This window comes from Pseudarthrobacter sp. LMD1-1-1.1 (genome assembly GCF_040676255.1).
Taxonomy (GTDB): domain Bacteria; phylum Actinomycetota; class Actinomycetes; order Actinomycetales; family Micrococcaceae; genus Arthrobacter.
This window is the reverse complement of sequence record NZ_JBEGHP010000024.1, coordinates 380,827-404,598: the sequence shown is the minus strand read 5'-3', so window position 1 is coordinate 404,598 and position 23,772 is coordinate 380,827. Positions and strand designations below refer to the sequence as shown.

18 protein-coding genes are annotated in these 23,772 nt (G+C 67.2%); 7 read left to right on the top strand and 11 right to left on the bottom strand.

The window, feature by feature from the left end; translation table 11 throughout:
* Nucleotides 1–141: 141 nt before the first annotated feature.
* From MRBLMD1_RS18280 to catA, 5 genes are all read right to left on the bottom strand, one after another.
* Entirely contained in the window at nt 142–1,782 is a 1,641-nt protein-coding gene (locus MRBLMD1_RS18280) for a GMC family oxidoreductase (RefSeq protein ID WP_364402222.1), read from the bottom strand.
* Complete coding sequence (locus tag MRBLMD1_RS18275; protein ID WP_364402219.1) at nt 1,783–3,321, bottom strand: aldehyde dehydrogenase family protein; 1,539 nt, start codon at nt 3,319–3,321, stop codon at nt 1,783–1,785.
* 100 nt (nt 3,322–3,421) lie between these two features.
* On the bottom strand, nt 3,422–4,048 hold the full coding sequence (locus MRBLMD1_RS18270; RefSeq protein WP_159630083.1) for a TetR/AcrR family transcriptional regulator: 627 nt from the start codon (nt 4,046–4,048) through the stop codon (nt 3,422–3,424).
* A 382-nt stretch (nt 4,049–4,430) separates the two neighbouring features.
* The gene (locus MRBLMD1_RS18265; protein WP_159630087.1) at nt 4,431–5,714 is read right to left on the bottom strand and encodes a benzoate/H(+) symporter BenE family transporter; all 1,284 of its coding nucleotides are present in this window, start codon (nt 5,712–5,714) and stop codon (nt 4,431–4,433) included.
* Between the two features lie 91 nt (nt 5,715–5,805).
* Nucleotides 5,806–6,687 carry a catechol 1,2-dioxygenase gene (gene catA, locus MRBLMD1_RS18260; protein ID WP_364402215.1) on the bottom strand — a complete coding sequence of 294 codons (882 nt, stop codon included), beginning with the start codon at nt 6,685–6,687 and terminating at the stop codon, nt 5,806–5,808.
* A 329-nt stretch (nt 6,688–7,016) separates the two neighbouring features.
* Here catA and benA point away from each other — a divergent pair, with 329 nt between their 5' ends.
* The 5 genes from benA (at nt 7,017) to MRBLMD1_RS18235 (ending at nt 14,389) form a co-directional block, all read left to right on the top strand.
* Entirely contained in the window at nt 7,017–8,402 is a 1,386-nt protein-coding gene (gene benA / locus MRBLMD1_RS18255) for a benzoate 1,2-dioxygenase large subunit (protein WP_364402212.1), read from the top strand.
* Nucleotides 8,403–8,437: 35 nt separating this feature from the next.
* Nucleotides 8,438–8,974, top strand: coding sequence for a benzoate 1,2-dioxygenase small subunit (benB, locus tag MRBLMD1_RS18250; protein ID WP_364402209.1), 537 nt, complete (start codon nt 8,438–8,440; stop codon nt 8,972–8,974).
* Between the two features lie 124 nt (nt 8,975–9,098).
* Complete coding sequence (gene benC / locus MRBLMD1_RS18245) at nt 9,099–10,670, top strand: benzoate 1,2-dioxygenase electron transfer component BenC (protein ID WP_364402206.1); 1,572 nt, start codon at nt 9,099–9,101, stop codon at nt 10,668–10,670.
* Entirely contained in the window at nt 10,670–11,497 is an 828-nt protein-coding gene (locus tag MRBLMD1_RS18240) for a 1,6-dihydroxycyclohexa-2,4-diene-1-carboxylate dehydrogenase (protein ID WP_364402203.1), read from the top strand. The genes benC and MRBLMD1_RS18240 overlap by 1 nt, the downstream gene beginning before the upstream one ends.
* 60 nt (nt 11,498–11,557) lie before the next feature.
* Entirely contained in the window at nt 11,558–14,389 is a 2,832-nt protein-coding gene (locus MRBLMD1_RS18235) for an AAA family ATPase (RefSeq protein WP_364402200.1), read from the top strand.
* Nucleotides 14,390–14,418: 29 nt separating this feature from the next.
* Here MRBLMD1_RS18235 and catC read toward each other — a convergent pair whose 3' ends face one another.
* From catC to MRBLMD1_RS18215, 4 genes are all read right to left on the bottom strand, one after another.
* Nucleotides 14,419–14,697, bottom strand: a complete 279-nt coding sequence (catC, locus tag MRBLMD1_RS18230) for a muconolactone Delta-isomerase (RefSeq protein WP_275180556.1) — start codon at nt 14,695–14,697, stop codon at nt 14,419–14,421.
* A gap of 28 nt (nt 14,698–14,725) precedes the next feature.
* A complete protein-coding gene (locus MRBLMD1_RS18225; protein ID WP_224023534.1) occupies nt 14,726–15,826 on the bottom strand; it encodes a mandelate racemase/muconate lactonizing enzyme family protein in 1,101 nt (366 codons plus the stop codon).
* A complete protein-coding gene (locus MRBLMD1_RS18220; RefSeq protein WP_224023533.1) occupies nt 15,823–16,743 on the bottom strand; it encodes a LysR substrate-binding domain-containing protein in 921 nt (306 codons plus the stop codon). The genes MRBLMD1_RS18225 and MRBLMD1_RS18220 overlap by 4 nt, the downstream gene beginning before the upstream one ends.
* Before the next feature lie 75 nt (nt 16,744–16,818).
* Complete coding sequence (locus tag MRBLMD1_RS18215) at nt 16,819–18,192, bottom strand: MFS transporter (protein WP_224023531.1); 1,374 nt, start codon at nt 18,190–18,192, stop codon at nt 16,819–16,821.
* Between the two features lie 328 nt (nt 18,193–18,520).
* Between MRBLMD1_RS18215 and MRBLMD1_RS18210 the strand changes: the two genes are divergently transcribed.
* On the top strand, nt 18,521–19,219 hold the full coding sequence (locus MRBLMD1_RS18210; RefSeq protein WP_364402195.1) for a maleylpyruvate isomerase family mycothiol-dependent enzyme: 699 nt from the start codon (nt 18,521–18,523) through the stop codon (nt 19,217–19,219).
* A 76-nt stretch (nt 19,220–19,295) separates the two neighbouring features.
* Here the strand turns inward: MRBLMD1_RS18210 and MRBLMD1_RS18205 are convergent, their stop codons facing one another.
* Nucleotides 19,296–20,273, bottom strand: coding sequence for an ABC transporter substrate-binding protein (locus tag MRBLMD1_RS18205; RefSeq protein ID WP_364402192.1), 978 nt, complete (start codon nt 20,271–20,273; stop codon nt 19,296–19,298).
* A gap of 319 nt (nt 20,274–20,592) precedes the next feature.
* Here MRBLMD1_RS18205 and MRBLMD1_RS18200 point away from each other — a divergent pair, with 319 nt between their 5' ends.
* Nucleotides 20,593–22,926: a chromosome segregation ATPase gene (locus MRBLMD1_RS18200; RefSeq protein ID WP_364402189.1), complete on the top strand. Its 2,334-nt coding sequence runs from the start codon at nt 20,593–20,595 to the stop codon at nt 22,924–22,926.
* 107 nt (nt 22,927–23,033) lie between these two features.
* Here MRBLMD1_RS18200 and MRBLMD1_RS18195 read toward each other — a convergent pair whose 3' ends face one another.
* On the bottom strand, nt 23,034–23,732 hold the full coding sequence (locus MRBLMD1_RS18195) for a type 1 glutamine amidotransferase domain-containing protein (RefSeq protein WP_364402187.1): 699 nt from the start codon (nt 23,730–23,732) through the stop codon (nt 23,034–23,036).
* Nucleotides 23,733–23,772: the final 40 nt, after the last annotated feature.

Genomic DNA, 23,772 nt, shown 5'->3' with positions numbered 1-23,772 from the left:
GAATCAATACTCTTGCTGGGTTCCAATATGGACTCCTAGATCAGAAAAGCACGATGGGACCGGCCGCCCTGGGGTGCGGCGAGATAACGTTCTGCGGGGGCCGCCATTGTTGGGAATGCGGCCCCCTTGATGACCCGCCGCTCAGGCGAGGGACGTGGTGAGCTCCTTTTCTTCCAGGGCGTCGGCGCCGGCATAGTCCGCCTTGATGAGATCGGCACAGCGCTCGCCGATCATCATGACGGTGATGTTGGGGTTGACGGTGACGTGCTCGGGCATGACGGACGCATCGGCCACGCGGAGGCCGGTGACGCCCTTGACCCGCAGCTGGGGATCCAGCGGCGACATGTCGTCGTCGGCCGGGCCCAGGCGGACGGTGCCCACGGGGTGGTAGACGGTGTTGTGGGTCTTGCGGATGTAGTCCTGCAGTTCCTCATCGGTCTGCGCTCCGATGCCCGGCGAGAGCTCCCGGCCGGTCCACTCCGCCAGGGCGGGCTGGGCGGCGATCTCGCGGGCCTTGCGGATCCCGGCCATCATGACGCGCATGTCGTGGCCGTCCGGGTCCGTGAAGTAGCGGGGGTCCACCATGGGCTTGTCGCGGAAGTCGCGGCTGCGCAGCCGAACGGTGCCGCGGGAGCGGGCATGGGTGACGTTCGGGGTGAGGCTGAACCCGTTCTCCGTGGTGGGGTAGCCGTGACGCAGCGTGTTCATGTCGAACGGGACCGAGCCGTAGTGCATCATCAGGTCAGGGCGGTCCAGGCCGTCCTCCGTGGGGGTGAAGATGCCGATCTCCCACCACTGGGTGGAGGTCTGCACCATGGGCTGTTTGGCCTCGAACTGCACCACGCCTTCCGGGTGGTCCTGCAGGTTCTCACCGACGCCGGGCGAGTCCACCAGCACCTCGATGCCGTGCTGGGCCAGGTGTTCCGCCGGGCCGATGCCGGAGAGCATGAGCAGCTTGGGGGAGTCGATGGCGCCGGTGGACACGATGACCTCACGGCGGGCGGTAAGCCGGTGGGTCCGGCCGAACGCCCCGTCCACCACGTCCACGCCGGTGCAGCGCTTGTCCGCGTCGATCACCAGCTGGCGGGCCCGCAGGCCGGTCAGCAGGGTGAAGTTGGGGCGGTCCACGATGGGGTGGATGTAGGACACGGAACTGGAGGAACGGGTACCGTCTGCGCGGCGGTTGATCTGGAAGAAGTTCGCGCCGTTCACCACGGTGGTGCCGGTGTTGAACTTCGCGCGGGGGATGCCCGCCTGTTCACAGGCGTCCAAAAGGGCGACGCCGGCAGGGTCCGCCGGGGGCACGTTCATCAGGTGCACGGGGCCGGAGTCCCCGTGGTGCGGAGCGTCGGGGCCGGCGTCCTGGTTGGTTTCCAGCCGCTTGTACAGCGGCCAGGCGGCATCGGCGTTCCAGCCGGTGGCGCCGTACTTGGACTCCCATTCGTCCAGGTCCTCGCGCGGGGCCCAGAAGGCGATGCAGGAGTTGTGGCTGGAGCAGCCGCCCATGACTTTGGCACGGGCGTGGCGCATGAAGGAGTTGCCGTTTTCCTGCGGCTCGATGGGGTAATCCCAGTCGTACCCGGATTCCAGCAGTTCCATCCAGCGGTCCAGCTGCAGGATCTCGGGGATGTTCCGGTCGTCCGGGCCCGCCTCGACGAGGGCCACGGTGACGTCCGGATCCTCGCTCAGCCGTGCGGCCACCGCCGCCCCCGCGGACCCGCCGCCGATGACGACGTAGTCGAACCCGCGTTCGGTCACGTCCTCGATGTTGTCGTAGTGCATCTAGTTCTCCTTGCCGTGGTCAGCAAACCAGCCGGTGACCTGGGGGCTGGTGTTCTGGTAGATGTGCTTGGCTTCCTGGTACTCGGCCAGGCCCGTAGGGCCCAGCTCGCGGCCGACGCCGGACTGGCCGAAGCCGCCCCACTCGGCCTGGGGGAGGTAAGGGTGGTAGTCGTTGATCCAGATGGTGCCGTGCCGCAGCCGGGACGCGACGCGCTGCGCCTTGCCGGCGTCCTGGGTCCACACCGCGCCGGCCAGGCCGTAGATGGTGTCGTTCGCAGTGGCCACGGCCTCGTCCTCGGTGCGGAAGGTTTCCACCGTGACCACCGGGCCGAACGCCTCGTCGGTGACCACGGACATGCCGCGGGAGACGCGGTCCAGAATGGTGGGCTGGTAGTAGAACCCGGCGTCGTACTTCTCCCCGGACGGTGCCGCGCCGCCCGTGCGGAGCCGCGCGCCCTCCTGAATGCCGCGCTGGACGTAGGCATGGACCTTGTCCCGGTGGGCGGCGGAGATCAGCGGGCCGGTCTCGGCCTCGTCGTCGAAGGGGCCACCCAGCCGGATGCCCTCTGCGCGGCGGACCAGTTCGTCCACGAAGCGGTCCGCGATGGATTCCTCCACCAGCAGCCGGGCGCCTGCGGAGCAAACCTGGCCGGAGTGGACGAACGCGCCGTTCAGGGCGTTGTCCACGGCGGCGTCGAAGTCCGCGTCGGCGAACACCACGTTGGGGTTCTTGCCGCCGAGCTCCAGCGCCACCTTCTTGACGGTGGCCGCAGCGGAAGCGGCGATGCGCTTGCCGGTTTCCAGGCCGCCGGTGAAGGAGACAAGGTCGACGTCGGGGTGTTCCGAGAGCGGGGCGCCAGCCTGGGCGCCGGCACCGGTGACGAGGTTGGCCACGCCGTCCGGGAGGCCGAGGTCCTGCAGCAGCTGCATGGCCAGGATGCTGGTGGACGGGGTCAGCTCGGAGGGCTTGAGGACGAACGTGCAGCCGGCGGCCAGTGCGGGGGCGATCTTCCACGCCGCCTGGAGCAGGGGATAGTTCCACGGCGTGATGAGTCCGCAGACGCCCACGGGTTCGTAGACGATCCTGCTGACGACGGCGGCGTCCCCGGCGTCCACCACCCGGCCCGCCTGCTGCCCGGCGAGCCTGCCGAAGTACTCGAAGCAGGCGGCGATGTCGTCCATGTCGATGCGGCTTTCCACCATCCGCTTGCCGGTGTCCAGCGATTCCGCGCGGGCAAACTTTTCCCGGCGTTCCCGCAGTCCGGCGGCGACTTTCAGGAGGAAGGCGCCACGCTCCGGTGCCGGGACGCTGGACCAGGCGCCGGAGTCGAAGGCGGCGCGGGCCGCCGCGATGGCACGTTCGGCATCTTCCCGGCCTGCCTCGGACACGGTGGCCACCAGCTCCCCGTCTGCGGGGTTGCGGATTTCACGCACCGCGCCGGACGCCGCCGGCTCCCACCTGCCGTTGATGAACAGGGAGGAGGCGGGCTTGGTTTCAGTGCTGGGGGCGGCTTCCTGGGCCGGTGTGGCGTAAGTCATAGGAAGGACAGTAATGCACGTTGAACAAGTGTTCAATACTTTTCTTGAACACTTGTTCAATGCTCATCGCGCGGCTACTGTTGCCCCTGGAGTGGGTGTTTCAGGGCTGTGAGGGGCCCTGGGCGTCGCGGTTGTCGTCCGGGACCGGTGCGAGCGCGATCTGCTCCGTGCGCGCAATGCTCCGCTGGATGGAGGCCTTGTCCACCCCGAGCAGCGCCGTCAGCCACACGCCGTTCTGGATGACCACGATGTCCGACGCCCGCTCCCTGCACGCTTCCCAGGACAGTCCGGGCCTGGCGCTGGACACCAGCGCCGCGAGCCCGTCGATGTACCGGTCGAAGGCGGCGGCGTTGATCTGTGCGTAGTCCTCGTCCGCCTGGGCCAGGGCCCACAGGTGCAGGCGCAGGGACAGGTAGCGGGTGGTCAGCAGGTCAGCGCCGGCAACGCGCCGGAGCGCGCGGCGCAGCTGTTCATCGGGGGTAACCGACGGGTCTGGGGCGACCAGTAAAAGGTCATGCTCATCCACGCGGCGTAGGGCAGCGCGGATCAGGGTGGTCTTGTCGTCGTAGTAGTAGTTGACCAGGCCCAGCGCCACGCCGGCTTCCCGCGCCACGGCGCGCATGCTCACGCCCGAAATCCCGTGGCGGGACAGCAGGTCCATTGCCGCTTCGAGGATGCGGGTCTGCCTGTCCACTTGTTCGCCGGAAGTCACGGCACTGGTCCCCATCTGGCCAGACTATTGCCTAACACTGCACGTGCATAACGCGGTACCGCCACGCCCTCCCCGCAGCCCGATGGGGCTGATGATGTTTGAAGCCTTCTTCCGCAGGGCACGGTGGTTGTACACCGGGATTGACCAGTACAGCTTGGAGAACGATGGAAAGCGCAAGCCTTATTGCCCTCTTGTTTGCCGGCGCCGTCCGCGCGGGCGAAAGTGCGCAGCCCCACGCGCCGCAACTCAGCGCGAAGCCCGGGTGGAAGCGGGCCGCGTGGCTGGCGTTCAGGAGCAGGACGGCGACTTTCCTGCACCGGCTGGCCTGGGCGCTGGAACCGGACCCGCGCTGACGCAGAAGAAGCCCTGCCGGGCGCCGTAACATGGCCGGCCCGGCTCAGGGCTGGGCGTGGTCGGCGCGCTCCAGCAGGCGGGACACCCCGTAGCCGATGACCAAGCCCCAGAACGCTGCGTGGATGTTGAAGAGGTTCATGCCGGAAATGGTCACCACGAACGTCACCAGCGAACCCATGGTGAAGCTGGTGGCAAAGGCCGTGACGAAGGCCTGCTGTAGGGCCCGCAGCATTGCGATGCCGCCCAGTGCCAGGACGAACTCCTTGGGCGCGGCCAGCATCAGCCGGGTCAGGGTGGGGGCAAACGCTGCGAACACCAGGGCCAGGAGACCGTACGCCACGGCAGCCGTGTATTGGCGCTCCCTCTTCCCGGACGAGGTCAGCAGGGCGTTGGTGGGGCCTGTGACGCAGGCCGAAACGGCGCCGAAACCGGCATTGAGCACTGAAAAAGCGCCGGAGGCAATGGCGAAGGCGTTCACGGGCGGACGGTGCCCGGCGGCGCGGAGGACGGCGATGCCCTGGCCGTTTTGGACAAACAGCACGGTGAGGGCCAGGGGAACCACCAGTTCCAGCTGGGCAGCCCACGTGAATTCAGGGGCGGTGAACACCGGGGTGGCCAGGAGCTGCCCGCCGGGGGACAGCCTGAACTGCCCGCTGGCCGCCACGGCGATGCAGCCTGCCACCAGGGTGCCCAGGACCGGCGGCAGGAACCTGCCAAGCCCGGGAACTGCGGTGAGGACCAGGAACGCGGCCACCATCGGAGCAGCCACGGCCGGGTTGTCCTGGGTGGAGGCAACGATGTCTGTGCCGAACTTCAGGAACACCGCGGCCACCATGGCCATCACCAGCGGCATGGGCACCAGTGCCATGGCTTTACGCACCACCCCGGTGGCACCCAGGGCGAGGATCAGCACGCCCGAGGTGAAGAAGGCCCCGACGACTTCGGGGAAGGCCAGGTGCTGAAGGGACGGTCCCAGGAGCACCGTGCCGGGGATGGACCAGGCGAAGCCCAGGGGCTGCCGGTAAATGAGCGACATCAGCAGCGTGGCCGCCCCGCCGGAAAAGAGGATGCCAAAAACCCAGGACGACAGCTGGCCCTGGGTCAGGCCGCCGGCCGTCCCCACGGCCAGGGTGACGGCGATGGGTCCGGACGCCGCGAAAATGAGCCCGATGGCCCCGTTGGAGACATAGGACAGTTCCAGGTCGCGAAGAATCCGGCGGGGACCCGCGGGCCGGACCCCCGGGCGTTCCAGCAGGGGTTCCGGCGCCGGCGCCGGCGGGGCTGACCCGACGGATGTGGCGGCCGGGTCGGGGCGGGGATGGCTCATCGGAACTCCTGGCTGGCGCGGAAAAACCGGAGGCGCTCCGAAGCATCAGCTCCGGAGCGCCTCCGTGCGGGGGTGTCTCCCAGTTTGCGTGCTACTTCTTCTGGCCCTGCTTTGCCAGGACGTAGTCATAAACTACTTCCTCGCCCTTGCCGTCGGTACGGGGGCGCGGGTCCAGCATCAGTTCAGGCTTCACTGCCGAGGCGATGTCGTCCGAGTTGTGGGGATCGCCGGGGAAGTACAGCTGCTGCGTGACCGGCTCGTAGCCCGGCGCGGACACCTTGATGTGGATGTGCGCGGGACGCCAGGCGTGCCAGCCCGCGGCGTTGATCAGCTGCCCGCAGGCGCCGTCCGTAGGGATCTGGTAGGGCGCCGGACGCATGGTGTTGATCTCGAACCGGCCGGCGTCTGAGGCCTTGACGGTTGCCCGGAAGAGCCACTCGGGCATGCCCGGGGCGTACTGGGAGTAGAAGCCGGCGGCGTCCGCGTGCCAGATCTCCACCTGGGCACCCTGGATGGGGTTGCCGTCGGTGTCGGTGAACTGGCCGGTGCACCGCAGCGGGGTGCCCTCTTCGTCGTCGCGCATTTCCACGGTGGCGGGCGTCTGGAGTTCCGGAGAGCCGGGAACGTAGTAGGGACCCTCGATGGTGCCGACGGTGCCGGGACGGTCCTGGGAGTTCACGTCCTCAACGGTGTGTTCCAGCCAGACGTCGAGGAACAGCGGCCATTCACCGTCCGTGCCCACCTTGATCAGCCAGGCTTTGAGGGCGTTGTATTCCTCGTAGGTGACCTGGTGCTCGACGACGATGTCGTTGGCGGCCTTGATCAGTGCGCCGGCCAGCAGGCTCACCCGTTCCTTGGATACATCCACCCGCGAGAGCTTGCCTGACGCGGCGAACCGTTCGGTTGCCTTGGAGCCTGCTTCGACGGCGGTGCCTTCGTTTTCCGTGCGGCTGTCCGTTGGGGTTTGGGTCATGACGATGTCCACCTTCTTCATTGAATGGGACAGGAAGGGCTCCTGCTCCCCACGCGTCCTGCGGGGCGGGACGTTCCACCTGCCCTGCTCGGCATCGCGTGATCTTGGTCTCAAGCGTAGGCCCGGAGATAAGGACGTTACAAATATCAACTAGGCGTCTTTTGAGTCATTATCAGTACATAAAGACACCCTTGGTAGAACCTAGGTATTTACCTGATGTGAGGCCAATCACGAGCGGCAAGAATTGCTGGACAACGTCCGCCGCCGAAGCCTCTTCCCGAGTGGACCTCCGCCCATCCGTCCAGCAATCTCCAATGAAGGAGCACGCCATGACCGAGAACCTGATCCATGCCCGCGAGGTCCTTGCCGACGCCGTGATCGACGACCGCGAGAACGGCGTCATTCGGGCCAAGCGCGAGATCTTCACCGACCAGGAGATCTTCGAACTCGAGATGAAGCACATCTTCGAAGGCAACTGGGTGTACCTCGCCCACGAGTCGCAGATCCCAAACGTGGGGGACTACTTCACCACCTATATCGGCCGCACCCCCGTGATGATCACCCGGGACAAGGACGGGAAGCTGAACTGCCTGGTCAACGCCTGTTCGCACCGCGGCGCCATGCTGTGCCGCCGCAAGACGGACAACCGCACCACCTTCACCTGCCCGTTCCACGGCTGGACCTTCAAGAACTCCGGCGAGCTGCTGAAGGTCAAGGACTCCCGGAACGCCGGCTACCCCGAGACCTTCAACAAGGAAGGCTCACACGACCTCACCAAGGTGGCCCGCTTTGAGTCCTACCGCGGCTTCCTGTTCGGCTCGCTGAAGGCCGACGTGCTCCCGCTCGAGGAACACCTCGGGGACGCCACCAAGGTCATCGACTCCATCGTTGACCAGTCACCCGAAGGCCTGGAAGTGCTGCGCGGCTCCTCCACCTACACCTATGACGGCAACTGGAAGGTCCAGGCCGAGAACGGCGCCGACGGCTACCACGTCACGGCCGTGCACTGGAACTACGCGGCCACCACCGCCCGCCGCAGCGCCGGAGACTCCGCCAACAAGACCAAGGCCATGGACGCCGGCAAGTGGGGCAAGGTCAAGGGCGGCTTCTACTCCTACGACCACGGCCACCTGCTGCTGTGGCAGGAATGGACCAACCCGCAGGACCGTCCGCTCTGGGACCGCCGCGACGAGCTCGTGGCCAAGTACGGCGAGGAGATGGCCAACTTCATGATCAACATCTCCCGCAACCTCTGCCTGTACCCGAACGTCTACATCATGGACCAGTTCTCCTCGCAGATCCGCCACTTCCGGCCGATCTCCGCGGACCAGACCGAGGTGACCATCTACTGCATCGCCCCCAAGGGCGAGTCCCAGGAGAACCGTTCAAAGCGCATCCGCCAGTACGAGGACTTCTTCAACGCCACGGGCATGGCCACGCCGGACGACCTGGAGGAATTCCGCTCCTGCAACAAGACCTACTGGGCCACCAGCGCACCGTGGAACGACATGACCCGCGGCTCCACCCACGAGATCGCCGGACCGGATGAGCAGGCGCAGGCCCTGGGCATGAACCGGGTGATCGCCTCCGGCGTGCGCACCGAAGATGAGGGGCTCTACCCCATCCAGCACGGGTACTGGAAGGAAGTCATGGACCGGGCGCTGGCGGAGGAAGAGGAGCGTTCCGCCCTGGAATCCGTTCCCGTCACCGCCTGAGAGAGCCCGCCGGAACCACAGAGAGCGCAGAACCCATGACCAACCTGACCCACACCGCCCCGGTCCTGAAGACCGCGGAGGAAATCGCAACCCTCGAAACCGTCCGGGCGTTCCTCTACCGGGAAGCCCGCCTGCTGGATGACCGCCAGTTCGACGAATGGCTGGAGTGCTACCACCCGGACTCCGAATTCTGGATGCCGGCCTGGGACGTGGACGACCAGCTGACGCAGGACCCCCAGAACGAGATCTCCCTGATCTACTACGACAACCGCGGCGGCATCGAGGACCGGGTGTTCCGGATCAAGACCGACAGGTCATCGGCCACCTCCCTCCCGGAGCCGCGCACCGGCCACAACATCACGGACGTCGAGGTGCTGTCGAACGACGGCGGCACGGTGGAGGTGCGCTTCAACTGGTTCACCCTCTACTTCCGCTACAACACCACGGACACCTACTTCGGCACCAGCTACTACACCCTGGACCTCTCCGGCCCGCAGCCGGTGATCCTGAAGAAGAAAGTGGTCCTGAAGAACGACTACATCCACCACGTGGTGGACGTCTACATGATCTGACCTGCCCCAAGCCGGCGCCCGGTATGTACGGGCGCCGCACGGCAGGTCCCACCCCTGTGCCCGCCGGGCACGCCCCAACTTTTCCCCGGACGCGACGACGCGCCCGCCCAGTCAGGAGGACCCCATGGGCCACAAAGTAGCCCTCAGCTTCGAAGACGGCGTCACCAAAGTCATCAAGGTCGGCGACTATGAGACCGTCATGGACGCGGCCTACAAGGCGCGCATCAACATTCCCTCGGACTGCCGCGACGGCGCCTGCGGCACCTGCAAGGCGTTCTGCGATTCCGGCTCCTTCGACCCGGGCGACTTCATCGACGACGCCATGACCGAGGAGGAGCTCGAAAAGGGCTACCTGCTCACCTGCCAGGCCGTCCCGGAGTCCGACCTGGCCATCCAGATCCCGGCTACGTCCGAGTCGGCCAAGACGGCGGCCGCCACCTTCAGCTCCACCATCAAGGAGCTCAACCGGCACACGGACACCACGGTCTCTTTCACCCTTGATGTGGACAACCGCGACGCGCTCGCCTTCCTCCCCGGGCAGTACGTCAACCTCAAGGTTCCCGGCACCGACGCCGAGCGCTCCTACTCCTTCAGCAGCGGCCCCGAGGTCCAGGACGCGTCCTTCATGGTCCGCGTGACCCCGCAGGGCGCCATGTCCGAGTACCTGCGCGACCGCGCCGCGGTAGGCGACGCCATCGACTTCACCGGCCCCTACGGATCCTTCTTCCTGCGCGAGCCGAAGCGGCCCCTGCTGCTCCTGGCCGGCGGCACCGGCCTGGCCCCGCTGCTGTCCATCCTGGAGAAGCTTTCCGAGAACCCACCGTCCACCCCGGTCCACCTCATCTACGGGCTCACCCGCGAGGCGGACATCGTGGGCCTGGACTGGCTCCGCGCCTACGAGGCGAAGCTGCCCGGCTTCACCTGGGACTACATCGCCTCCGAGCCCGGCACCTCCGCCCCGCACACCGGCTACGTCACCCAGATCATCGAACCGAAGCACCTCAACGACGGCGACGTGGACATCTACCTCTGCGGGCCGCCGCCCATGGTCAACGCCGTCTCCAAGTGGCTGGACATCGAAGGCATCAAGCCCGCCAACTTCTACTTCGAACGTTTCGCGCCGAAGGAGACCACCGGGGGCGACGCCGAAACCGGCGCCCCCGCACCGGCCAAGAAGATCCAGGACGAAGGCGACACCATGAGCCGCGGCGAGGCCGTGTCCTCACTGGAGACGGGCCGGCTGGATTTCCGCAAGGAGGACAGCTTCGCCCAGCTGGACGCCCGCATGGGCCTGGAGCTTGCGGTTAGCGAACTGCTGCTGGGAAGGCTCAGCGAACAGCAGCTGCGCCAGTTCCGCCGGCTCGCGGAAGCCACCGCCGGCTCGGTGCAGGGCGGGAACATCACCGACCCCGAGGAGTTCGCGCGCACCAACGAGGAATTCCACGAGTACCTCTTCATGGTCTGCGACAACCCGATGCTCCTGGAGTCCTACCGGCGCCTGGACGTCCACGCCCAGATGGCCGCGGCCTTCGAGGCCGGCACGCCGATCTTCGAACGCGTCACCCAGGACCACCTTGAGATCGTGAATGCCTTCGAACGCGGCGACAAGGACCACCTGCGCGCCGTCATCACCGCCCATGCCCAGGACGCGAAGGACACCATGGCCGGGGCCATCGACGCCAAGGCCGCCCGCTGATGGCTGCGCCGTACGCCGGGCAATACGTGACCACTGGCCGGTTCGGCGGCAAGGTCGCCGTCGTCACCGGCGCAGCCCAGGGGATCGGCCAGAAAGTGGCCGAACGCATCGGCGCCGAAGGCGGCGCCGTGGTCCTGGTGGACCGCGCGGACCTGGTCCACGACGTTGCCCGCGGCATCGGCGAGGCCGCCAGGGCGTCTGGTTCGGGGGGCTCGGCCACGGCCGTCACCGCAGACCTGGAGACCTTCGCCGGCGCCACCCAGGCCATCAAGGCCGCGCTCGCGGCCCACGGGCGGGTGGACGTCCTGGTCAACAACGTGGGCGGGACCATCTGGGCCCGCCCCTACGAGGAGTACGACGAGGACAAGATCGAGAAGGAAATCCGCCGCTCGCTCTTCCCCACGCTCTGGACCTGCCGGGCAGTCCTGCCGGCCATGATCGAGCAGGGCTCCGGCACGATCGTGAACGTCTCCTCGGTAGCCACCCGCGGAATGCACCGGGTGCCCTATGCCGCGGCGAAAGGTGGCGTGAACGCCCTGACCCAGTCGCTTGCGATGGAGGTGGCCGGGCGTGGCATCCGCGTGGTGGCCACCGCCCCGGGCGGCACGGAAGCCCCGCCGCGGAAGGTCAAGCGCGGGCCGGACGCCGAATCCGCCACCGAGAAGGACTGGTACCAGACCATCGTTGACCAGACGGTGGAGTCCTCGTTCATGAAGCGCTACGGCACCCTGGACGAGCAGGCCGCGCCCATCGTGTTCCTTGCCTCGGACGAGGCGTCCTACCTGACCGGCAGCATCCTCCCGGTGGCCGGCGGCGACCTGGGGTAGGGGCCGGTGCTGGACGCGCGGCACCAGGGGCGCCCGGGCCGCTCCGGTAGGATTGCGGCCATGACAGCGGGCTCCACCCAGGGCGAGATGGCGGAGGACTTCCCGCTGGCGGGACGGGCCGCGGCGTTCGAGCAGCTGCTGGAAATCCTCCGCACCGTCCGCAAGGGCAAGGTGGGAACCGTGGTCCTCTCCGGTCCGTCCGGGTCCGGCAAAACCGCGCTCCTGGAACTCTTCCTTGACCACTGCCGGACGGCCGCCCGCGGCGTCCGCGTGCTGTCCGCCATGGGGGACGACTGGGAGGCCCAGTTCGCCCTGGCCGGTTACTCCCAGCTGATGCGGACCCTGCCGCTCCGGACGGCAAAGGATTACGACGGCGGCCCGGCCCTGGCGCCGGGGCCCGTTACCTCCCTGACCCCCGACCAGGTGGTCAACTACGCCTCCACCCTCAGCACCCATCTCGAAGGCCTGCAGACGCACGGCAGCGTGGTGGTCGCCGTCGACGACGTCCACAAGCTCGATGAGGAGAGCCTGCGCATCCTCACCTTCGTCATGCGCAGGCTGCACGACAAGCGGGTCCTGTTCCTGCTGACCCTCAATCCTGTAGACGCGCCCCGTGTCCCCGCCGGCGTGCTCGACTTCCTCACCGGCCACCAGGTGGTCCGCATTCCGCTGGAGCCCCTCTCGCCGCAGCAGGTCCAGGACGTGGCCCGGAGCCTGTTCGGCCTGGACCTCAGTGCGACGGCGGCCCACGGCCTGGTGACGCACACCGGCGGGATAGCCCAGTCCATCGTGGAACTGCTCCGTGAACTGCCCCCGGAGACCTGGCAGTCGTGGTTCCCTTCCCTGCCGCCTACTTCCCGGGTGCGTGCCAGGGTCCGCAGTGTCCTGGCTGCCGCGTCCCCCGCCCTGGTGGCCGCCGCGGAAGCCGCAGCGGTGCTCGGCCCCGGCGCGGGACTGGCTGAGGTGGCCAGGGTGGGTGGCCTGGAATCCGTCATGCCGGCCCTCGATGAGGGGCACCGCGTGGGGCTGCTGGGACTGTCCGTGGACCAGTCCCGCTCCGCCGTCGCCTTCCTCGAACCCGGCACCGCGGAGGCCGTTTACGAACAGATCGTCCCGAGCCGGCGCATTGCCCTGCATTGGAAGGCCGCCGAGGTTGTCCAGTCCGAGGGCGAACAGCTGGGCCACCGCGTTGCGGCCACCCCGGCAGCCGACGAAACCCTGGCCGCCGAACTGGAGGAATTCGCGCGGCGGCAGGCCACGGTCGGGGCGTGGCAGGATGCCTCCACCGCGCTGTTCTCCGCCTCGCGGCTGTCCCCCGATATCCGCGCCCGGAACCTCCGGCTCCTGAAAGCCGTCGACGCCCTGGTGGGCTCCGGCAACGTGGCCCAGGCGCAGGCCTGGGCCGGGGCAGTGGATGCCCTGCCGCCGTCGCCCCTGCGCTCCTCGGTTCTGGGGTACCTGTCCACGGTGTCCGGCCAGAATGACAGCGCCCAAAGCCAGCTGGAGATGGCCTGGCGCACCAGCAATCCGCAGCATGAACCCGCCGCGGCCGCGCAGGTGGCCCAGCGGTTCGTCCTCCACGGGGTGGCCTCCTGGGACGGTCCGATGATTACCGGCTGGGCTGAACGCGCCATGGCGCTTACGGAGCCCGGAACTCCGGCGCACATCGAGTCGGAGGCCATCTATGGCCTGGGCCTGTACGCCCAGGGCCGGATAGCGGACGCCGAGGCCTCCTACCAGCGGGCCTCCGCCCAGGCCGCCGAGAATGCCCAGAAGCAGCGGGTGCAGATGGGCGCCGGCTGGCTGGCCCTGCGCCTGGACAACGCCGAGTCCGCGCTGGTGAATTTTGAGTCGGCCGCCCCTACCGAGTACCGCGGGGGATCGCTGCGGATCTCCCTGTGGGCCGAGGCCTGGCTGGCCCGCACCCACCTTGTGCTGGGCAACTGGGACGCGGCCGCCGCCACCATCTCCCGGGCAAGCGTCCGGCTGGAGACCTCGCGGATGCCGCTGATCCGGCCGCTGCTGTACTGGACGGCCGCCGAGCTGTGGTCCATGCGGGGCGACTGGGACCGGGCACGCTACTACGTGTCACAGGCCGCGGTGCAGCCGGGAACCTACCGGGCCATGCAGGTCCCGGCCAGCCTGGCGCGCGCCCGCTTCCACGAGGCGCGGGCCGACTACGAAAGTGCCCTGGCCGCCCTGCAGCCGCTGGCCGAACTGGACCCCTGGACCGATCAGCGGGTGTCCTTCTGGCCGTGGCAGGACACCTACGTCAATGCGCTGGTCATGACCGACAAGCTCGACGCCGCAGAGACGTTCCTCACCGCATTCGAAGGAGTGCACCGCGAGCGGGAAGTCCCCTCCGACCTGGCCCGCGTGGCGTGGGCCAGGGGCCGGCTGCTGGCCGCGCAGGGGGACCCGGACACGGCAAGGGAGTACTTCGAGGCGGCGCTGGGACACCTCCGCGGGCTCAACCGCCCCTACCTGCGGGCACGGATCAGTTTCGCGTTCGGGCAAAGCATGCGCCGGGCCGGAAAGCGGCGCCTGGCCTCATCGGTGCTGCGGGCGGCCCGGGACCTGTATGACACCCTCGGCGCGGCAACGTACGTGGAACGGTGCGACCGTGAGCTGAAGGCCACCGGCCTGGACGTGGGGAACCTGCCGGACCCGGCGGACCCGGTGCTTTCTTCGGTGGGCGCCCACCATCAACAGCTCACCGCCCAGGAACAGGCCGTGGCCGAGCTGGTGGCTGCGGGGGCAACCAACAAGGAGGCAGCCCGGGCCCTGTTCCTGGCTGAAAAGACGGTGCAGTACCACTTGACGCGGCTGTACCGGAAGATGGGAATCCGGTCACGCAGCGAACTCGCGGCGGCGTTCCGGGCCAAGGACTGACCCGGCAACGCCCCGGTGCTAACCCGTGGTTACTTGACGTCCGACGGGTGCTTGGCCAGCGGAACCACCGTGATGTCCATGTACGGGAACAGGGGAAGGCCCTGCAGGATGCCGTGCAGTTCGTCGTTGGACTCGACGTCGAAGATGGAGTAGTTGGCGTATTCGCCCACCACACGCCAGATCTCGGGCCATTTGCCGGAGCGCTGCAGTTCCTGGGAGTAGGCCTTCTCCGTGGCCTTGATTGCGGCGGCTTCTTCGGCGGGCATGCCGGCGGGCAGGTTGACGTCCATATGGACCAGGTACTTCATGGTGACCTTTCGGTGGAAGGGGTGGGTGTCAGTCGGTGCGGTAGTGGGCGAGCTTGTCGTCATCCACGTCAGTGCCCGCGCCGGCACCTTCAGGAACGCGGATCCGGCCGCCGGTGATCGCCAGCGGCCGGGCCAGCAGGTCATCGGTCATGTCGAGGTAGTTGGACAGCTCCGCCGCGCGCTTGGCCGTGTGGGCGAAGGCTGCGCCGAACACCACCGAGGCAACCGTGCCCACCTGGGTGTCGATCTGGTTGCCGATGTAGACGTCGATGCCCATGCCCTCGGCCATGCCAACGATCTTGGCGGCTTCGGTGAAGCCGGACCGGGCGGTCTTGACGGACAGGAGGTTGGCCCCGCCGGTGAGTATTTCGCGGGCAGCCTCGCCGAGGTTGGCGGCGGATTCGTCGGCGGCAATGGGGATGGGTGAGTTGGTGACCAGGCGCCGGCGGCCCAGGACTTCGCGGGCGTCGTCCGGCTCCTCAAGGAACTGCAGGCCGAGGTCGGCGGTGCGGCGCAGCACCTCGGCGGCCTCGTTGGCTGTCCAGCCGCGGTTGGCGTCCATGTACAGCTCGGCGTCCTCGCCCAGGCCGTCCCGCAGCACCCTGGCGGCCTCGATGTCCAGGTTCAGCGGACGGCGGCCGGTCTTCAGCTTGAAGGTGGTGATGCCGTAGGTTTCCCGGAACTCCAGTGCCAAGGCCAGGAGTTCCTGGGCGGGCTTGAAGCCGAGCATGTGGGAGACGCGCAGCGAATCGGTGTAGCCGCCCAGCAGTTTGGTCACGGGCTGCCCCAGGGTCTTGCCGATGACGTCCCACACGGCAATGTCCACCGCGCCCTTGGCGGTCTGGTTGTGGATGGTGCGGGCCAGGACGGCCTGGATCTTTTCCCGGTCAAAGACGTCGATGCCTACCAGTTGCGGGGCGAAGACATCCTGCACCACCGCGACGATGGACTTCTGCGTCTCACCGTAGGTATACGGGCGGGGCGGAGTGTCTGCGGTCCCCACTACGCCGTCATCGGTGTGGACACGGACCAGGACATGGTCGGCCTCGTGCACGGAGCCGGAGGCGAAGTGGAGCGGGTGGCGGTACGGGATCGAGTAGGGGATCGCCTCGATGGCTGCGATCTTCATGATGGGAGGTGCCTTTCATCAGCGGGAGCGGGGGTGGCGGCGTCAGCGGTTGCCGTGGCCACGATGTCCAGGAAGTTTTGCAACAGCGCGGAGCGGTGGCCGCGTAGCCAGGCGACGGCGAGTTCCACCGGGGGAGCATTGTCGATTTCCCTGTACGCGACGCCTTCAAGCTGGAAAGCACGCACGCTGGACGGCATGACGGCGATGCCGCCGCCCGCTGCCACGAACGCCAGCATTGTGGAGGTCTCACCCACAACTTGCGTGATTCGCGGCTGGAAGCCTGCCTGGCGGCAAAGGTCCGAGGTAATGCGGTTCAGCACGGACTCCGGAGCGTAGGCGATGAAGTCCTGGTCCTGCAGTTCGTGCATGGCCACGGGACGGTCCACCGCCAGGGCGCTGAAGGAGGGAAGCGCGACGACGAGTGGCTCCTGGGTGACCACGCGGTAGTCGATCTCCTCGGACGTAACGGGGGGACGCAGCAGCGCCGCGTCCAGGGTCCCGTTCCGCAGCCCCGCCTCCATTGACGGCGTCAGCATCTCCCCGTTCAGCGCCAGCGACAGGCCGGGAAGGACCTGTTTGGTGAGCCGCGCGATCCGCGGCATGACGCCGTAGGTTGCCGAGCCGGAGAACCCCACCCGGAGGACGCCCGTGGCGCCCTTGCCCACCTGGTAGACATCCGCGCGGAGCGTTTCGACGTCGTTGACGATCTGGCGGCCGCGGTCCAGCAGGAGCTGGCCCGCCGCCGTCAGGTCCACCCGCCGGGTGGTGCGGTTGAGGAGCTGGACGCCCAGCTGGTCTTCCAGCTGGCGGATCTGCTGGGACAGCGGCGGCTGCGCCATGTGCAGGCGCTTGGCCGCCCTGCCGAAGTGCCGCTCCTCCGCGACCGCGATGAAGTAGTTCAGCTGGCGGATTTCCATCCGGTGCCACCTTTCCAACGGGCCGGGAGAGGCGCGGCGCAGCCTCATTGATTCATAGAATAACCATAAAAAGCCTTACTTAGATACTTTTTCGACGTAATCTTGCGGCTCTTCAACCGTGGGCAGTGCTTCCTCGAGCCGGTGCTGGCGCGGCACCAGGATGGTGACGGCGCCGCCGAGCAGGGCCACCGCGCCGTAGATGTAGAAGGCTGTTGCCCCGCCGATGCCCGCCGCTGCCAGCCAGCCGCCGATGATCGGCCCCAGGACCCCGCCCAGCCGGCCCACGCTGGCGCACCAGGCGACGCCGGCGGCCCGGGCGTTGGTGGTGAAGTAGTTGGACTGGAAACCGTAGACCAGCACCTGGGTGCCCAGGGTTCCCACCCCAGCGGTGGCGATGAAGGTGAAGAGCAGCGGCAGCGGGAAGCTGAACGTCATCAATCCCAGGGAAATGGTGGCGAGGGCAAACGTGGCAGCGATGACCCGCTGCGGTCCCTTCCGGTCGGCCATCCGGGAGGCAACCAGGCCGCCCACCACGGCGCCGAGGTTCAGGGCCAGCGGGAAGAACAGGGCGTAGGTGCGGCCGTAGCCGTAGCCCTCCATGATCTTGGGCAGCCAGGTGTTGAGCCCGTAGGTCAGGAGGAGGCCGCAGAAGGACATCAGGCCCAGCAGGATGGATGCCGCGGCAAACTGGCGGGAGAAGACGGCGGCAAACCCGGACTTGCGTGGGGCGGCGCCGGCCTCCCGGATCACCTGCTCTTCGGCGAGCGGCACCCCGGTGCGCCAGGCAGCGGCCAGGGCTTCCTCTTCCCGGCCCCGGGCCAGCAGCCACCGCGGGGATTCCGGAAGCTTCCGCCAGGCAATGGGCAGGATGACCAGGAGGGGCAGGGATCCAATGATGAAGAGGCCGCGCCAGCCAATGCTGTCCAGGAAGGCGATGCCAAGGATGGATGCCAGCACGCCGCCCGCGGGGACCCCGGAGTAGACGATCGCATTGTAGAACTGCCGCCGGCCCGCGGGTGCGAACTCGGCCATCGTGGCGCCGGCGCTGGCGATAACGACGCCCAGGCCCAGCCCGGTGGCAAACCGGAGGGCGCCGAAGGCGGTGACATCCGTGGCCAGGGCAGTGGCGAACATGCCCAGGGAGAACCACGCGATGCCCGCGAGCATCAGCCGGCGGCGGCCGAAGAAGTCCCCGACGGCCCCGCATGCCAGCGACCCCACCAGCACGCCGATAAGGGCCCAGGATCCCAGGAGCCCGGCGGTGGCCGCATCAAAATGACCGATCTGGCCCGCGTCTGCGAGCAGGCCCGGAAGGACGGTGCCGTAGACCACCAGGTCGTAGCCATCAAAAAGGAGAGCGGCGCAGATGACGAAAGCCACCCAGTTGGCTGTCCGGGTCTCCTTTCCCGGGTTTCCGGAGATCGTGGATGGGGGGTGCGGCAGCGTCATGGCGCATGTCCTTTCAGGGGGCGGGTGGGGAGGCGTCGCGGCATTCGGATGAATCCGTACCGGGGCCTTGGCAACCCAGCCTGACAGGCAATGTGACGCACGGCATATGGGGGAATACCCGGTTTCCCGCCGGGGGTGCATTGTGCCGTTTCCGCATATCAAAGAGGCGGCTTTTGCGATGGATCCGGCAGGAACAGGCCAAACGCGCGCGGCAGCACGGGCATCACGGCGCCGATGGGAGGACAGGTCTTAGTCCATACGCGGCCGGTATGAACCAGGCGGCCCGTAACCATGGCCGGGGTCATGGCGCCGCGGTTAGGCTGGCGGAATGATCAATCCAGCACGGCTGCACTCAGACCTGTCCCGCCTGGGCCGGGAGACGGACATGTTCCTTGCCACGGTCTCCTCCTTGTCCGATGAAGAGCTGGCCGCTCCTTCGCTGTGTGAAGGGTGGACCCGCGCCCACGTCATCGCGCACGTCGCATCCAGCGGGCGCGCACTGGTTGGGCTGATCGACTGGGCGACGTCCGGGGAGGAACGCCAGCTGTACGCGTCCCCTGAAGCGCGCTCGCAGGCCATTGCCGCCCTTGCGGCCCTGCCGCGGGAGGAACTCCTGGCTGAAGTGCGGGACTCGGCCGCCGCTTTCGCCGATGAAGCCCAGCGGTTGACCGGGGAGCTTGTGGCGCCGGAAGTAAAGGTGGGTGGCCGGGAGCTGCCGGCAACCTCCATTGTGGCGCTGCGGATTGCCGAGGTGGTGGTGCATCACCATGACTTGGACACCTCCTGGACCATCGAGGAGGCCGACCCCGATTCGCTGCTGAACGCCATCGAGGCCGTGGTGCGTGCCATGCGTGCCAAGGGTGCGCCCGGGATGACGCTGGTGACCGAGGAACGCGACGAATGGGTCATTGGTGACGGCGGCCTGCGCGTCGAGTCGGACCGGGAGGGCCTCCTGAAATGGCTGGCACGCGGCGACGCCGAAGATGTTGAGGCGGCAGGCCCGGTCCCCGTGCTGCCGGCCTGGTAAAGCCAAAGAAGAATCCCCGCCGGGCACCAGCGAATCGCTGGCGTCCCCGGCGGGGATTCCTTCGTCGGCGGGACGCCTACTTCTTCGGCAGGCCCGCCGGGTTCAGTTCGGACTTCTGGATGGCCTCGGAGGAGAGGCCCCAGCGGTCCAGGATCCTGGCGTAGGTGCCGTCGTCAATCAGGTGGTTCAGCGCAGCCTGCGCGGCGGCCGCCAGTCCGTTGCCCTTCTTGGTGGTAAACGCGATCTCGGCCTTCAACGGCCAGCCGCCCTCCAGCGTGCCCACCTGCTTCGTCTTGCCGTCCTGCGCCGCCTTGTACGCGGCGGCCGCGTTGGGCCCGAACGTCAGGTCCGCACGGCCTGACTGAAGGGCCAGGCTTGAGGCCGAGTCGTCGTCGTAATACTGGAACTGGACAGGCGCCAGGCCGTTCTTCCGGTTCTCCTCGTCCCAGCGCACCAGGATGGCTTCCTGGTTGGTGCCGGATCCCACGATGATCCTCTTGCCGGCCACGTCCTTGGCTTCCGTGATCTCCCCGATGCCCGAATCACTCTTGGCGTAGAAGCCCAGGAGGTCGTTGCGGTAGGTGGCGAAGTCGAACTTTTCCTTGCGCGCCTCGGTGACGGTGACGTTGGAGAGCACGGCCTCGTACTTGGACGATTCGATGCCCAGCGGCCAGTCAGCCCACGCCACGGGCAGGACCTCCACCTGCAGGCCGAGCGACTCGCCCACGGCGTACGCGATGTCCACTTCGCTGCCGATCAGGGTCTTGTTGTCCGTGGCGAACATGCTGAGCGGCGCCGCCCCGCCCGTGGTCACCACGGTGAGCTTGCCATCGGCCTTGATGGCCTCCGGCACCAGTGCAGCCGCGGCGGGGTCGGCCGCGACGTTGAAGCGGTCCTGTTCCGGGGACAGGTTGAAGGTCTTGCCGGCGGAGTTGGTGGCGGACGACGACGGTGCTGTCGCCGCCGAAGCGCCGGGATCGGAGCAGGCAGCCAGTCCCAGCAGCGCTGAGACGGTAAGGGCCACGACGGCGGCCGGCTTGGTGGTGATGGCCATGGTTCCTCCTTGGAACGGGGTGGAAGATGCAACGGTGTGAGCGCGTTGCAGCCACTATCCGGCAGCTGCGGAGGCGGAATCAAAGGACATGAAACCCGGGGATACAAGGAGTAACGGCAGTTCACCGGAGGACCGCGGCGGTCATATTCCCCGGCCACAATTCCGCCGGCCACATACCTGTCACGCATCCAGCAGAAAGCGAGTACTCGGGCAAGAAAGACAAGTGGTGATTACGCGTGCTCTCCAGCCACGCCGGAACCTACCGTTGGCTCTGAGGCGGCCAACGTGGGCCGCCTGAATGGTCTTATCAGGAGCTCGCATGCGCACTTCCCCATCCAAATCCCCTCTTTCGCGCCGCCTTGCGGCGGCAGTTGTCCTTCCCGGGCTGCTCACTACCAGCATGGTGCTGGTCCAGCCCGCCGTTGCCGCTACAACCTCCACCACCGGCATGTGCAACGGCGTAGTCAATCAGCTGGCGCACCGCGGTGCCGTCCAGGAGAACCTCCTGAAGGCCGCGGCCAAGAAGAACGCTGACGCCATTGCTGCCCTGCAGGCCGACAAGGCAAAGCTCCAGGCCCAGGCGGATGCGTTGGCCGCGCAAAAGGCCGAGGCTGATAAGGCGCTGGCAGACCTCGTTGCGCAGGAGACGCAGCTGAACACCGAGGAAGAATCAGCACAGGCATCGCTCGACAAGCTGACCGCCGAGCAGACGAGCCTGGCATCCCAGGTGGCGGAAGCGGAAGCCGCCCTCACTGATCTTCAGGGCCAGCAGGCAGGCGTGGAGGCCCGGCTGGCGCCGCTACAGGAGGAACTGGCAACTGCAAAGGCCGCCTCCGCGGACCTCCAGGCACAGGCCGACCAGCTGGCAGCAGATCTTGTAGCCAACAGTGCAGCGATTGCGGCCGCCCAGACACAGCTTTCGGCGCTGCAAGGGGCTACCGAACAGGCGGCGTCCGAGCTTACTGCCAAGGAAGGCGAGATCCAGCAGGCCCAGGACCAGCTCACAGCTCTGACCGCCCAAGCACAGCAGGCAGCTGACGCCGTCAATGCTGCTCAGCAGGAGGTTACGGATGCCGAGGCCCAGCTGAAGGTGCTTGAGGCGGCAGGTGCCACCGCGACTTCAGAGCTTCAGGCCCAGCAGGCCAAGGTGGACGCGGCCAAAGCGACCTTGGCCGGGCTTCAGGAAACCGCTGCAGCCGCGGACGCTGCTGTCAGCACCAAGAAGGCCCAGATCGCCACTGCACAGGCTGAGCTCGGCACCCTGCAGTCCTTGGCCGCAGCTGCCAAGGCGGCGCTGGACGCCAAAAACGCCGAGATCGCCACAGCCCAAGCGGACCTAAGGACGCTCCAGACCAACGCGGCGGCCGCAGCAAATGCTGTCAGCGACAACAACGCCAAGATTGCAGCCGTGAACGCCGACATCACCAGTCTCCAGACCCAGATCACAACGGTGAACAGCCAGATTGCCTCGAAGCAGGCCGCGCTGACCCAGGCCCAGAGCGACCTTGCAGCACTGAACGCCCAGAAGGACGCGTTGACTGCGCAGATCGCCGACCTGACCAAACAAATTGATGCAATCAACGGCAACTCGAAAGCGAAGCGCGACCTGATCGCCCAGCGCGACGGCCTCCAAACCCAGTTGAATGGCGTGAACAGCCAGATCGCCGATAAGAGCGCCACCATCTCCGGCCTTCAGGGCGACCTGGCTACCCTCCAGAAACAGGTGGATGGCCTAAACTCCCAGCTGCTGGCCAAACAGCAGGAAAGCAGCACCCTGCAGCAGAACGCTGCGCCGCTGCAGGCAGCACTGGACGCAGCCAATGCAGCGGTGGCCGCAAAACAGAACGACATTGCCACCCTTAAGGCTCAGGTGCCGGCACTCCAGGATGCCGTGAACCAGGCCAATGCGGCTGTCACCACCAAACAGGGGGAGCTCACCACCCTGCAGGGCCAACTTCCGGCCCTGGAGCAGGCAGCGAGGGATGCTGCTGACGCGGTGACGGCCCAGCAGCAGGTGGTGGCGGGCCTCGAAGCGGCCCTGCCCGCACTCACCGAAAACGTTGCGCAGGCCCAGCAGGCCATTACCGACCAGCGGGCAGTCCTCGACGGTTTAAATGGCGCCCTGGCCCAAGCAAAGGATGCGCTGGCGGCGGCCAACAGCGCGGTGGACGGCAAGAACGCCGAGATTTCCGCGCTGCAGGCCCAGCTTCCGGCTCTGCAGGCCACCCTGGATGCGGCCAACACTGCCGTCATATCGAAGACGGCGGAGATCGATTCGCTCAACAAGCTGGGCGACGGCCTCGTCGCCCGGATTTCGTTGCTCAATGCCCAGATCGCCATCGCTGAAGCCAACGTCCTTGACCTGCAGGGACGGGTAACGCCGCTGCTGGCTCAGCTCAACCAACTCACCGACGACATCAGCGCCACGGAAGCAAAATTGGCGGATCTGCAGTTGCAGCTGAACGCTGTCGACTCGCAGGTGACGGCTGCGCAGCAGAAGCTGGCAGGGCTTCAGGCGCAAAAGAAGCCCAACACCGACGCAATCAAGACGCAGAAGCTGCTGCTGGCCAGCCTGCAAACCCAGCTGGCGGACATCCAGAAGCAGATCGCGGCAATCGATCCCAGCATCGCGAATGGAGGCTGCGCCGCCTGATGCACGGGGAATGAAGGCCGGCGCCCAGCGACGTGCGCCGCAAAGAGGGGACCAGTTCAGCGCGAACTGGTCCCCTCCTCTGATTCGTAGCGGTCAGAGCCGGCTGATTACGACAGCGCCGCGAGGACTTCCTTGGCCACGTCCTCGCTGGACTGCGGGTTCTGCCCGGTGATGAGATTGCCGTCGCGCACCACGTTGGAGGACCAGGCCGCACCGTTTTCGACGACGGCACCCTTCTCCTTGAGCGCGTCCTCCACCAGCCACGGCGTATTCTCCCCGGTTCCGCCGCCCAGTTCTTCCTCGTTGGTGAAGACCGTCAGGCGGCGGCCCTTGAAAGTGAACCCGCCGTCGTCGTCCGTTGCGCTCAGCAGCCCCGCGGGACCGTGGCAGAACGGTGCAATGATCTTGCCGTCCTTGTTCGCTGCGACCAGCAGCCGGCCCAGGTCGGCGTCCTTGTGCATGTCTGCCATGGGACCGTGACCGCCGGGCATCACCACGGCGTCGTAGCCGGCAATGTCGACGTCGGCGAGGACCAGCGGGTGCGCCAGCTCGCCGTCGATCTTCGCGATGTAGTCCCGGAAGCCCTGGGCGCGTTCCTCGCCGCCGGCCGACTCGGGAGCCAGGCTTACCTGGTCCACGGTGGGCTTCCTGCCGCCGGGGGTGGCGATGTGGACCGTGTTGCCGGCGTCGGTCAGGGTCTGGTGTGACACCACCAGTTCCTCTGCCCAGTAGCCGGTGGGGTGTTCGCTGCCGTCCTTCATGGTGAGGGAATCTGCGGCCGATACAACCATCAAAATGTTTGCCATGGTGTTTCTCCTGTCTTAGCTGACGTGAGTGGCTGGAAGC

Excerpts from the sequence above, each read along its gene's own strand:
- MRBLMD1_RS18280 (WP_364402222.1), bottom strand. The coding sequence starts at position 1,782 with ATGCACTACGACAACATCGAGGACGTGACCGAACGCGGGTTCGACTAC.
- MRBLMD1_RS18275 (WP_364402219.1), bottom strand. The coding sequence starts at position 3,321 with ATGACTTACGCCACACCGGCCCAGGAAGCCGCCCCCAGCACTGAAACC.
- MRBLMD1_RS18270 (WP_159630083.1), bottom strand. The coding sequence starts at position 4,048 with ATGGGGACCAGTGCCGTGACTTCCGGCGAACAAGTGGACAGGCAGACC.
- MRBLMD1_RS18265 (WP_159630087.1), bottom strand. The coding sequence starts at position 5,714 with ATGAGCCATCCCCGCCCCGACCCGGCCGCCACATCCGTCGGGTCAGCC.
- catA (WP_364402215.1), bottom strand. The coding sequence starts at position 6,687 with ATGACCCAAACCCCAACGGACAGCCGCACGGAAAACGAAGGCACCGCC.
- benA (WP_364402212.1), top strand. The coding sequence starts at position 7,017 with ATGACCGAGAACCTGATCCATGCCCGCGAGGTCCTTGCCGACGCCGTG.
- benB (WP_364402209.1), top strand. The coding sequence starts at position 8,438 with ATGACCAACCTGACCCACACCGCCCCGGTCCTGAAGACCGCGGAGGAA.
- benC (WP_364402206.1), top strand. The coding sequence starts at position 9,099 with ATGGGCCACAAAGTAGCCCTCAGCTTCGAAGACGGCGTCACCAAAGTC.
- MRBLMD1_RS18240 (WP_364402203.1), top strand. The coding sequence starts at position 10,670 with ATGGCTGCGCCGTACGCCGGGCAATACGTGACCACTGGCCGGTTCGGC.
- MRBLMD1_RS18235 (WP_364402200.1), top strand. The coding sequence starts at position 11,558 with ATGACAGCGGGCTCCACCCAGGGCGAGATGGCGGAGGACTTCCCGCTG.
- catC (WP_275180556.1), bottom strand. The coding sequence starts at position 14,697 with ATGAAGTACCTGGTCCATATGGACGTCAACCTGCCCGCCGGCATGCCC.
- MRBLMD1_RS18225 (WP_224023534.1), bottom strand. The coding sequence starts at position 15,826 with ATGAAGATCGCAGCCATCGAGGCGATCCCCTACTCGATCCCGTACCGC.
- MRBLMD1_RS18220 (WP_224023533.1), bottom strand. The coding sequence starts at position 16,743 with ATGGAAATCCGCCAGCTGAACTACTTCATCGCGGTCGCGGAGGAGCGG.
- MRBLMD1_RS18215 (WP_224023531.1), bottom strand. The coding sequence starts at position 18,192 with ATGACGCTGCCGCACCCCCCATCCACGATCTCCGGAAACCCGGGAAAG.
- MRBLMD1_RS18210 (WP_364402195.1), top strand. The coding sequence starts at position 18,521 with ATGATCAATCCAGCACGGCTGCACTCAGACCTGTCCCGCCTGGGCCGG.
- MRBLMD1_RS18205 (WP_364402192.1), bottom strand. The coding sequence starts at position 20,273 with ATGGCCATCACCACCAAGCCGGCCGCCGTCGTGGCCCTTACCGTCTCA.
- MRBLMD1_RS18200 (WP_364402189.1), top strand. The coding sequence starts at position 20,593 with ATGCGCACTTCCCCATCCAAATCCCCTCTTTCGCGCCGCCTTGCGGCG.
- MRBLMD1_RS18195 (WP_364402187.1), bottom strand. The coding sequence starts at position 23,732 with ATGGCAAACATTTTGATGGTTGTATCGGCCGCAGATTCCCTCACCATG.